7 protein-coding genes are annotated in these 11,039 nt (G+C 73.3%); all 7 read right to left on the bottom strand.

The window, feature by feature from the left end; genetic code table 11:
* Positions 1-37: 37 nt before the first annotated feature.
* The 7 genes from cobI to AB0I73_RS08655 are packed head-to-tail and all read right to left on the bottom strand — an operon-like array spanning position 38 to position 10,960.
* Positions 38-787, bottom strand: a complete 750-nt coding sequence (gene cobI / locus AB0I73_RS08685) for a precorrin-2 C(20)-methyltransferase (RefSeq protein ID WP_363035160.1) — start codon at positions 785-787, stop codon at positions 38-40.
* Positions 784-2,160 (bottom strand): cobyrinate a,c-diamide synthase, encoded by a 1,377-nt coding sequence (locus AB0I73_RS08680; RefSeq protein WP_363035158.1) that lies wholly within the window; start codon positions 2,158-2,160, stop codon positions 784-786. The genes cobI and AB0I73_RS08680 overlap by 4 nt, the downstream gene beginning before the upstream one ends.
* Complete coding sequence (cobO, locus tag AB0I73_RS08675) at positions 2,154-2,753, bottom strand: cob(I)yrinic acid a,c-diamide adenosyltransferase (protein WP_363035156.1); 600 nt, start codon at positions 2,751-2,753, stop codon at positions 2,154-2,156. The genes AB0I73_RS08680 and cobO overlap by 7 nt, the downstream gene beginning before the upstream one ends.
* Positions 2,753-4,813 (bottom strand): putative cobaltochelatase, encoded by a 2,061-nt coding sequence (locus AB0I73_RS08670; RefSeq protein ID WP_363035154.1) that lies wholly within the window; start codon positions 4,811-4,813, stop codon positions 2,753-2,755. Before AB0I73_RS08670 ends, cobO begins: the two co-directional genes overlap by 1 nt.
* Entirely contained in the window at positions 4,810-8,466 is a 3,657-nt protein-coding gene (cobN, locus tag AB0I73_RS08665; RefSeq protein ID WP_363035152.1) for a cobaltochelatase subunit CobN, read from the bottom strand. The genes AB0I73_RS08670 and cobN overlap by 4 nt, the downstream gene beginning before the upstream one ends.
* On the bottom strand, positions 8,463-9,998 hold the full coding sequence (locus AB0I73_RS08660; protein ID WP_363035150.1) for a cobyric acid synthase: 1,536 nt from the start codon (positions 9,996-9,998) through the stop codon (positions 8,463-8,465). The genes cobN and AB0I73_RS08660 overlap by 4 nt, the downstream gene beginning before the upstream one ends.
* The gene (locus AB0I73_RS08655) at positions 9,995-10,960 is read right to left on the bottom strand and encodes a cobalamin biosynthesis protein (protein WP_363035148.1); all 966 of its coding nucleotides are present in this window, start codon (positions 10,958-10,960) and stop codon (positions 9,995-9,997) included. Before AB0I73_RS08655 ends, AB0I73_RS08660 begins: the two co-directional genes overlap by 4 nt.
* Positions 10,961-11,039 lie beyond the last annotated feature (79 nt).

Genomic DNA, 11,039 nt, shown 5'->3' with positions numbered 1-11,039 from the left:
GGGCCGTGAGGCCGGACGCCCTCGCCCGGCTGTCCGCTCACAGCTTGCCGCCCCGCCCGCCGTCACGCCGGGGCGGCGCGATGAGCGTCGACAGATAGGGCAGGGGCGAACCGTCCAGCTCGGCGGCCGGCTGGACGAACTCCTCCGGCAGCCCGAGCGCCGACCCCCACACGGCGTCACCGAGCCGCCCGCTCTCCCGCAGCGCCTCGGCCACCTCGCCCGCCTGCCGCCCGAACTTGTAGGCGACGACCGTGCCGGGCCCGGCCAGCGCCTCCTTGAGCACGGCGGCCCCGGCGGTCACCGGCACCAGGGTGAGCGGTTCGGTCCCCTCGGTGAGCACGGCCCCGGAACGCGCCGCCAGATCCTGCATAGCGGTGATCCCCGGCACGGTCTCGACCACCGTCCCCGGCACCGACTCCGCGACGGTCTGGGCGAGATACGTGAACGTCGAGTACACGTTGGGGTCGCCGATGGTCGCGAACGCGACATGGCCCCGCTCCCGCAGCAACCCGGCCACCCGCTCACCGGCAGCGTCCCAGGCCGCCTCGCGCCGCGCCCGGTCGGTGCGCTCGTTCAGCGCGAACACCACCCGGACGACCTTCTCCTCGGGCACGTAGTGCAGCACGGTCGCCTCGGCCCGCCCCGGCTCCCCGCCGTCCTTCCCATCGGGTGCGGCCATCACCGGTACGACGACGACGTCCGCGGCGCGCAGGGCGTTGATCCCCTTGACGGTCACCAGCTCGGGGTCCCCGGGGCCCACCCCGACTCCGATCAGCCTGCTGCTCATGACGTCCGGCACCTCTCCAAGAACCGACGGGCGACACCGGGCTCGGACGCCCAGTGCGTGTGCAGGAAGCTCGCGTGCACACCTCGCTGTACAAAACCCTCGACGCGCCGCTCGGGCGCACGCATCCCCCACGCGGGAGCGGCCCCCGCCCCCGGTTCCACGAGCGTCCGGTGGAACTCGTGCCCCCGCATCCGCGTCCCGGCGGCGGCCAGCGCGCTGTCGGTCACGGCCACGGCGTCCCGGTAGCCCAGGGTCAGCCGCTCGCTCATCCGCGCGGAGGCGTCCAGCACCCCGCACAGGGGCAGCCCGTCCAACTCCCGGCACAGATACAGCAGCCCCGCACACTCGGCGGCGACCGGCGCACCGCTCAGAGCCAGTTCGGCAACCGCCTTGCGCAGCGGCTCGTTGGCGGACAGCTCGGAGGCGTACACCTCGGGAAACCCCCCGCCGATCACCAACCCACGGGCCCCGTCGGGCAGTTCCTCGTCCCGCAGGGGATCGAAGACCACGACCTCGGCTCCGGCGGCGGCGAGCAACTCGGAGTGCTCGGCGTAGGAAAACGTGAACGCGGCCCCACCGGCGACGGCGACCCGCACCAGCGGGTCCGCAGGTGCGGCCCCCCGGGGCGAAGAACTCAGAACCTCAGCCGCATCCCACGCAGCACACGACAACGCACCCGCACCCCGCGCCAGCGCGACCAGCCCCTCCAGATCGCACCCCGCCTCCACCTGCGCGGCCATGGCCGCAACCGCCCCGACCGCAGCAGCCCCCCGCTCGGCGACCGGCACCAGTCCCAGATGCCGCGACGGCGTCTCGACCCGGGCGGCCCGCCGGAGCACACCCAGCACGGGCACGCCGACGGAGTCCAGGGCCTCCCGCAGCAACGCCTCGTGCCGGTCCGACGCGACCTTGTTCAGGATCACGCCCCCGACCCGCACCTCCGGATCCCATGTCACGAAGCCGTGCACCAGCGCCGCCACCGACCGCGACTGCGACGAGGCGTCGACGACCAGGACCACCGGCGCCCGCAGCAGCTTCGCCACATGGGCCGTGGACGCCGACTCCCCTTCCCCCGCGGCCCCGTCGTACAGCCCCATCACGCCCTCGACGACCGCGATGTCGCACCCGCGCGCACCGTGCGCGAACAGGGGACCGACCAGCTCCGGACCGCACAGGTACGCGTCGAGGTTGCGCCCCACCCGCCCTGTGGCCAGCGCGTGGTACCCGGGGTCGATGTAGTCCGGCCCGACCTTGTGCGGGGACACCGCGAGCCCCCGCGCGGTGAGCGCGGCCATCAACCCCGTGGCGACGGTGGTCTTGCCGCTGCCCGAAGCGGGCGCGGCAATCACCAACCGGGGTACGGAGGTCACCACTCGATGCCCCTCTGCCCCTTCTGCCCGGCGTCCATGGGGTGCTTGACCTTGGACATGTCGGTCACCAGGTCGGCGAACTCCACGAGCTTGTCGGGCGCGTTCCGTCCGGTGATCACCACGTGCTGCGTCCCCGGTCGGTCCCGCAGCACCGACACGACCTCGTCGGTGTCGATCCACCCCCAGTGCATCGGGTACGCGAACTCGTCCAGCACGTACAGCTTGTACGTCTCGGCGGCCAGGTCGCGCTTGACCTGTTCCCAGCCCTCGCGGGCCTTCTCCTCGTTGTCCATCTGCGCGTCCCGCTGGACCCAGGACCAGCCCTCGCCCATCTTGTGCCAGTCGACGCTGCCGCCCTCACCGGAGGCGCCGAGCACCCGCAGCGCGTTCTCCTCGCCGACCTTCCACTTCGCCGACTTGACGAACTGGAACACCCCGATCGGCCACCCCTGGTTCCAGGCCCGCAGCGCCAGCCCGAACGCGGCGGTCGACTTGCCCTTGCCGATGCCCGTGTGCACCACGACCAGCGGCCGGTTGCGTCGCTGACGCGTCGTCAGTCCGTCGTCCGGTACGACACTCGGCTGCCCCTTCGGCATTACGCGGCCCTCCTCGAAGTCCCCTGTACGTCCCTGACCAGCCCGGCGATGGAGTCCGCCCGCAGCTCGTCCAGCGTCACCGCCGTGCCGCCCAGCTCACCCGCGAGCTGTCCGGCGAGCCCCAGCCGCACCGGCCCCGACTCGCAGTCCACGACCACGGACGCGGTCCCGTCGGCGGCGAACAGCCGTGCCGCCCGCCCGGCGAGGGCGACCGGTTCGGTCCCACCCGTCGCCCGACCACCACCCCGGCCGGAGGCGCTTCGCGCCGCCCCTCCGTCTGTGGCCCGCCCGTCCGTCACCACGACCACCAGCGCCCGCCGTGCCGGGTCCCGCAACCGCTCCACGCGCAGCACGTCGTGCGCCTTGAGCAGCCCGGCCGCCAGCGGCGTGCGCCCGCCCGTCGGCAGCGACTCCAGCCGGGCCGCCGCCGCGTCCACCGACGAGGTCGGCGGCAGCGCCACCTCGGCGGCCGATCCCCGGAACGTCACCAGACCCACCTTGTCCCGCCGCTGATAGGCGTCCAGGAGCAGCGACAGCACGGCGCCCTTCACGGCACTCATCCGCTGCCGCGCGGCCATCGACCCGGAGGCGTCGACGACGAACAGCACGAGATTCGACTCACGCCCCTCCCGCGTGGCCTGCCGCAGATCGTCCCGCCGCACCACCAGTCCGGGCCCCGACCGGCCCCGGGCCCGCTGATGCGGGGCCGCCGCCTGCACGGTCGCCGAGAGGTGCAACTTGGTCAGCGTCCCTTGCGGCCGCCGGGCCCCGGTGGTCCGTCCCTGCTCGGTCCGGGCACGGGAACGCCGCCCGGCGGCCCCCTGGCCGAGGCCCGGCACGTTCAGCACCTTCGTCCGGAACGGCTCCGCGGCCCGTACGGCGGACTGCTCCCCGACACCGGGCCCCGCCTGAGGCTCCCCGCCCTCACCGGCCTCGGGCCGGGCAGCGGTGTCACCGTCGCCCTGAGGGCCCTCGTCGGGTGCCGGCTGCCCACCCGGACCACCGTCGGGTCCCGGGTCGGGATCGTCGTCGCCCCCGTCCTCACCAGGCCCGCCGAACTCCTCCAGCGTCTCGTCGAGCTTGTCCTCGTCGAGTCCGGGCGCGTCGAAGGGATTGCGCCGCCGCCGGTGCGGCAGGGCCAGCAGCGCGGCCTGCCGCACGTCCTCGGCGAGCACGTCGGTGCGCCCGGCCCAGGCCGCCAGTGCGGTCGCGGTACGCGCCATCACGATGTCGGCTCGCATCCCGTCCACTTCGAAAGCCGCGCAGGTCGCCGCGATCTGCCGCAACGCCCCGTCACCGAGGCGCACCGACGGCAGCAGCTCCCGCGCCGCCACGATCCGCGCCCGTACGGCGGCCTCCTCGTCGGCCCAGCGGGCGGCGAAACCGGCCGGGTCGTCGTCGTACGCCAGCCGCCGCCGGACCACCTCGACCCGCTGGTCGGGTTCGCGTGAGGCGGACACCTCCACGGTGAGACCGAAGCGGTCCAGCAGTTGGGGTCTCAACTCGCCTTCTTCGGGGTTCATCGTCCCGACGAGCAGGAAACGCGCGGCGTGCCGTACGGAGACGCCTTCGCGCTCGACGTACGAGGCGCCCATGGCGGCGGCGTCGAGCAGCAGGTCGACGAGATGGTCATGGAGAAGATTGACCTCGTCGACGTAGAGGATCCCGCGGTGCGCGTCGGCGAGCAGGCCCGGTTCAAAAGCCTTGACACCCTCGGAGAGCGCCCGCTCGATGTCGAGCGCACCCACCAGCCGGTCCTCGGAGGCACCGACGGGCAGCTCGACCATCCGCGCCGACCGCGACTCGAACGCCCCGGGCTCGTGCGGCCCGTCCGGGCATGCGGGGTCGGGGGAGCCGGGGTCGCAGGAGAAACGGCACTTGGAGACGACGTCCACCGTCGGCAGGAGCGCCGAAAGGGCGCGCACGGCCGTGGACTTGGCGGTGCCTTTCTCCCCGCGGACCAGTACGCCACCGACCTGCGGTGACACCGCGTTGAGCAGCAGCGCGAGCCGCAGGTCGTCCTGACCGACAACGGCCGTGAACGGGAACGGGGTGGTCACTTGTCGTCGCCCTCCAGATCGCCTTCGAGCTCCAGATAGGTGGCACGCAGCCGCTCGAGTGTTTCTGCGTCCGGCTCCGCCCACAGACCGCGGTCCGCCGCCTCCAGCAAACGTTCCGTGATGCCGCGCAGAGCCCAGGGATTCGACTTCCGCATGAAGTCCCGGTTCTCGGCGTCGAAGACGTACTCGGCGCTGAGCTTCTCGTACATCCAGTCGTCCACGACCCCGGCCGTGGCGTCGTAGCCGAACAGGTAGTCGACGGTCGCCGCCATCTCGAAGGCACCCTTGTAGCCGTGCCTGCGCATCGCGGCCATCCAGCGGGGGTTGACCACTCGCGCCCGGAAAACGCGGTGCGTCTCCTCGCCCAGCGTGCGCGTCTTCACCTGGTCCGGTGTCGCCGAGTCCCCGACGTACGCTTCCGGGCTCGCGCCCGTCAGGTGCCGCACCATGGCGACCATGCCGCCGTGGTACTGGAAGTAATCGTCCGCGTCGACGAGGTCGTGCTCGCGCGTGTCGACATTCTTCGCGGCCACCGCGATCCGCCGGAACGCCGTCTCCATGTCGCCGCGCGCCGCCCGACCGTCGAGTCCGCGCCCGTAGGCGTAGCCGCCCCACACCGCGTACACCTCGGCCAGGTCCGCGTCGCTTCTCCAGTTGCGCGCGTCGATCAGCGGCAGCAGCCCGGCGCCGTACGCGCCCGGCTTGGAGCCGAAGATGCGGGCCGTGGCCCGCCGCCGGTCGCCGTGCTCGGCGGTGTCCTCGTCGGCGTGGGCACGGACGTAGTTCTGCTCGGCGGGCTCGTCCAGTTCCGCCACCGCCCGTACCGCGTCGTCGATCAGCCCGACGACGTGCGGGAACGCGTCCCGGAAGAAGCCGGAGATGCGGACCGTGACGTCGATGCGCGGCCGGCCCAGCTCCTCCAGCCCGACCACCTCGAAGCCGGTCACCCGGCGCGAGGCGTCGTCCCACACCGGACGGCAGCCCAGCAGCGCCAGGATCTCGGCGATGTCGTCGCCCTGGGTGCGCATCGCGGACGTGCCCCACACCGTCAGGCCGACGGACTTCGGATACTCACCCGTGTCCTGCAGGTACCGCTGCACCAGCGAGTCCGCCAGCGACTGACCGACCTCCCAACTCAGCCGGGACGGGATCGCCTTGGGGTCGACGGAGTAGAAGTTCCGGCCGGTCGGCAGGACGTTGACCAGCCCGCGCGTCGGTGATCCCGACGGGCCCGCAGGGACGTAACCGCCGTTCAGCGCCCGCAGGATGTGCCCGATCTCGTCCGTGGTCCGGGCGAGCCGGGGGACGACCTCGGTGCAGGCGAACTCCACCACGGCCACCGCGTCCGGGAGTTCGGCGCCGAGCACCTCGCGCACCAGCGGCGCGCTCTGTTCGACCGCCCAGCCGCGCTCCTCCATGCCCTCCGCGATCCGCCGGCACAGCTGCTCCAGCAGGTCGATCGCGTCGGAGGCCGACCGCGCAGGACCGTCCACCAGCTCCGTCAGCTCCACCGGCACCTTCAGCGGGGCGCCCGGCTCGGCCAGCAGCTCCTTCTCCACCAGCCCGAAGTGCTCGGCCAGCGAGGCCCGCAGGCCCGGCAGCGCGTTCGCCTGTCCGCCCCACACCTGTGAGGCGCGCAGCACCGCGAGCACCAGGTTGACGCGCGGCTCGCCGACCGGGCCACCGCCCAGGATGTGCAGGCCGTCGCGGATCTGCACGTCCTTGATCTCGCACAGATAACCGTCGATGTGCATGACGAACGAGTCGAAGTCGTCGTCGTCCGGCTGGTCGTCCACGTGCAGGTCGTGGTGGAGCTCGGCGGCCTTGACGAGGGTCCAGATCTGCGCCCGTACCGCCGGGGCCTTGTCCGGGTCCAGGTCGGAGACGAGCGCGTACTCGTCGAGGAGTTGCTCCAGCTTCGCCAGGTCGCCGTAGGTGTCGGCGCGGGCCATCGGCGGGACGAGGTGATCGACCACCGTCGCGTGCCCGCGCCGCTTGGCCTGGGTGCCCTCACCGGGGTCGTTGACGATGAACGGGTAGATCAGCGGGAGGTCGCCCAGGACGGCGTCCGGCGCGCAGCCCGCGCTCAGCCCGAGGCCCTTGCCCGGCAGCCACTCCATGGTGCCGTGCTTGCCCATGTGCACGATCGCGTCGGCGCCGAAGCTGTTCTCCAGCCACCGGTAGGCGGCCATGTAGTGGTGCGACGGCGGCATGTCGGGGTCGTGGTAGATGGCGATGGGGTTCTCGCCGAAGCCGCGCGGCGGCTGGATCATGACCACGACGTTCCCGAACTGGAGGGAGGCCAGCACGATGTCGTCGCCGTCGACGTACAGCGAGCCCGGCGGCTCGCCCCACGCCTCGGTCATCGCGTCCCGCAGCGCCGGGTCCAGCTTCTCGAACCAGGCCCGGTAGTCCGCGAGCGGCACCCGGGCGGGCGCGGCGGCCAACTGGTCCTCCGTCAGCCACTCCACGTCGTGGCCGCCCGCCTCGATGAGCCGGTGGATCAACTCGTCGCCGTTGTCGGGGTACCCGTGCACCCCGTACCCCGCGTCCCGCAGCGCGTCCAGCACCCGTACCGCCGAGGCGGGGGTGTCGAGCCCCACCGCGTTGCCGACGCGGGAGTGCTTGGTCGGGTAGGCGGTGAAGACCAGTGCGAGCCTCTTCTCCGCGTTGTCCAGGTGCTTCAGCCGGGCGTGCCGTACGGCGATCCCGGCGACGCGCGCGGCCCGCCCGGGGTCGGCGACGTAGACCGGGACGTCGTCGGGACCCTGCTCCTTGAAGGAGAACGGGACCGTGATCAGCCGTCCGTCGAACTCCGGGATGGCGACCTGCATCGCCGCGTCCATGGGGGAGAGGGCGGCGTCCGACTCCTCCCAGGCGGCGCGCGACGAGGTCAGGCACAGCCCCTGCAGCACCGGGACGTCCAGGTCGGCGAGGGCCCCGATGTCCCAGGCCTCGTCCTCCCCGCCCGCCGACGCCTGGGAGGCGTGCGTGCCGCCGGCCGCGAGCACGGTGGCGACCAGGGTGTCCGCCCGCCCGAGGATCTCGTACAGCCCGGGGTCGGCGCCGCGCAGCGAACCGCAGTACACCGGCAGGGCGTTGGCGCCGTGTGCCTCGATCGCGTCGCAGAGCGTGTCCACGAAGGCGGTGTTGCCGCTCAGTTCGTGGGCGCGGTAGAAGAGCACGCCGACGGTCGGACGGTCCGCCGAGACGGTACGGGAGCCGTGCACCCCGTACTCCGGCATCCGGCGCGGCTCCTCGAAGCCCTCGCCGGTGAGCAGCACGGTGTCGGACAGGAACCGGGCCAGCTCGGCCAGGTTGTCCGGGCCGCCCTCCACCAGGTACTTCAGTGCCTCCGCCACGACGCCCGCGGGCACCGACGACTCGGCCATCAGCTCCGCGTCCGGCACCGCCTCGCCGCCGAGCAGCACCGTCGGGATCCCGGACGCCCTCAGCGCCGCGAGCCCGTCCTCCCAGGCACGCTTGCCGCCCAGCAGCCGTACGACGGCGAGGTCCGCGCCGTCGAGCAGCGCGGGCAGTTCGGCCGCCACGTCCACGCGGGTCGGGTTGCCGATCCGGTAGGAGACGCCGGTGGCGGCGCGGGCCGCCAGCAGGTCCGTGTCGGCGGTCGACAACAACAACACTGTGCTCATGCGGGCGCTCCCGGTGGAATGAAAGGCAGTCCTTGCGGCGCGCCCGACTCGATGAGCCGCCAGAGCGCGTCCGTGTCCGCGTGCTGTTCGATCAGGTCGCCGAGCCGGTCGAGCTGCTCCTCGCGCAGCGCGGCGAACGAGGTGTCGGGGGCCGGCACGAAACGGCGCCCCGCGGCGGCGGCCACCTCGCGCAGGAAGGCCCGGCGGAAGCCGTCGGACTCCAGCGAGCCGTGCCAGTGCGTGCCCCAGGTCTGGCCGACCCGGCAGCCGTCCAGGCTGTGTCCGCTGTCATCAGAGATGAACGCTGTCCCGCCGGTGACGTCGGCGACCCCGTGATGGATCTCGTACCCCTCGACGGGCTCCCCGAGGGCTTCCCCGGCGGGACGGGTCAGCGTCTTCTCCCGCGCGAACCGCACCCGCACGGGCAGCAGTCCGAGCCCGTCGACGTGCCCGGCGCGGCTTTCGACCTCGTCCTCGATGTGCTCGCCGAGGATCTGGTAGCCCCCGCAGATCCCCAGCACGGGCCGTCCCTCGGCGGCCCGTCGCTTCAGGGCGTCCGCCAGCCCCCGCTCGCGCAGCCATTCGAGGGCCCGCACGGTCCCGCGGGTCCCCGGCAGGACGACGAGGTCGGCGTCGGCCAGTTCCTCGGGCCGGTCCACGAACCGCACGACGACGCCCGGTTCGGCCGCCAGCGCGTCCACGTCCGTGAAGTTGGACATCAGCGGCACCGCGCACACGGCGACCCGCAGCACGTCCTCGCCGACCGGCGGGGCGACGGCCGACTCCCGCACGGCACCGCGCAGGGACACGGCCAGCCCGTCCTCCTCGTCGATGCCGAGCCCGTGCCGGAAGGGCAGTACGCCGTACGTGTGCCGCCCGGTCAGGCCGTGCAGCATGTCGAGGCCCGGCTCCAGCAGCGTCACGTCGCCCCGGAACTTGTTCACCAGGAACCCGGCGACCAGCGCCTGGTCCTCGGGGGAGAGCAGGGCGACGGTGCCGAAGAAGGAGGCGAAGACCCCGCCGCGGTCGATGTCGCCGACGACGAGGACGGGGAGCCCGGCGTTCCTGGCGATCCCCATGTTCACGATGTCGGTGCGCCGCAGGTTGATCTCGGCCGGGCTGCCGGCCCCCTCACAGATCACCGCGTCATACGTGTCCCGCAGCTGTGCGAGGCAGTCCAGCACCGTGCCCAGCAACTGTTGTTGCCGTCCGCCGTGGTAGCCGCGCGCGCTCAGCTCGCCGACCGGCTTGCCCAGCAGCACCACCTGGCTGCTCCGCTCGCCGCCCGGCTTGAGCAGCACGGGGTTCATCAGTGCGGTCGGCTCGACCCGGCAGGCCTGGGCCTGCATGGCCTGCGCCCGCCCGATCTCGGCGCCCTCGCGCGTCACGAACGAGTTCAGCGACATGTTCTGCGCCTTGAACGGCGCGACCTTGACGCCCTGCCGTGCCAGCCACCGGCAGATCCCGGCGGTCACGACGCTCTTGCCGGCGTCCGAGGTGGTACCGGCGACCAGCAGACCCCCACCGCTCATGACCTGTGCCCCTTCCCGACGATCCGTGCGGCGACGATCCGCGCGGCGGCACCGACGCCGAGCGTCAGCCAGCCGACGCGCCGCGAGAGCCGTACCGCCCGGTCGATGTCCGCCACGGCCACGGGACGGCCGGTGCCGTTGAGGACGGGCCGGTGTTCGACCCGCCCGGCATAGGACAGCGTTCCGCCGAGCCGCACGCCGAGCGCGCCCGCGAAGGACGCCTCCACGGGGCCCGCGTTGGGGCTGGGGTGCTTCGCGGCATCCGCGCGCCACGCCCGGACGGCGCCCCGCGGGTCCGGCCCGGCGACCGCGGCGAGTACGGCGGTCAGCCGCGCCCCGGGCCACCCGGCGACGTCGTCGAGGCGGGCGGAGGCCCAGCCGTAGCGCCGGTACCGGGGGGACTTGTGGCCGACCATGGCGTCCAGGGTGTTGACGGCCCGGAACCCGAGCAGTCCCGGCACCCCGGCGACGGCGCCCCACACCAGGGCGCCCACCACGGCGTCGGAGGTGTTCTCGGCGACGGACTCCACCACCGCGCGGGCGATCCCGTCGGCGTCCAGCGCCTGCGGGTCCCGCCCGCACAGGTGCGGCAGCCGTGCCCGCGCGGCCTCGATGCCCTCGGCGGTGCCGGTCTCCAGGGACCGCCCGACGGCGCGGGCCTCCCGGGCCAGCGACGTCCCGCCGACGACGGCCCAGGTGGCGGCGCCGGTCAGGGCGATCGAGGCAGCGGAGGAGGACCGTACGCACCGGGCGGCAAGGCTCCCCAGGGCGACGGCCCCGCCGACGCAGACGGCGGTGTGCAACGCGCCCCGGCCGCGGTCGTCCCGCCACAGCATCCGTTCCACGGCAGCCGCGGCCCGCCCGAAAGCAGCGACCGGATGTCCCCGGCGGGGATCGCCGAGGAGCAGGTCGCCGAGGAGGCCGGCGGCGGCGCCGTACGCGAACTCGCGATCGGCACCCACGGGTTCAGCCGGTGGGGGATCCGGTGGAAGGGACCGCCCCGATCCGGGGTGGAGTGTCGCTGGTCGACCTCGACGGGCA

It is taken from the genome of Streptomyces sp. NPDC050388, from assembly GCF_040655635.1.
Taxonomy (GTDB): domain Bacteria; phylum Actinomycetota; class Actinomycetes; order Streptomycetales; family Streptomycetaceae; genus Streptomyces.
The sequence above is the reverse complement of the archived record's forward strand: the minus strand, read 5'-3'. Positions and strand labels throughout refer to the sequence as shown.

Coding starts and splice junctions, on each gene's coding strand:
- cobI (WP_363035160.1), bottom strand. CDS start 787: ATGAGCAGCAGGCTGATCGGAGTCGGGGTGGGCCCCGGGGACCCCGAG.
- cobO (WP_363035156.1), bottom strand. CDS start 2,753: ATGCCGAAGGGGCAGCCGAGTGTCGTACCGGACGACGGACTGACGACG.
- cobN (WP_363035152.1), bottom strand. CDS start 8,466: ATGAGCACAGTGTTGTTGTTGTCGACCGCCGACACGGACCTGCTGGCG.
- AB0I73_RS08660 (WP_363035150.1), bottom strand. CDS start 9,998: ATGAGCGGTGGGGGTCTGCTGGTCGCCGGTACCACCTCGGACGCCGGC.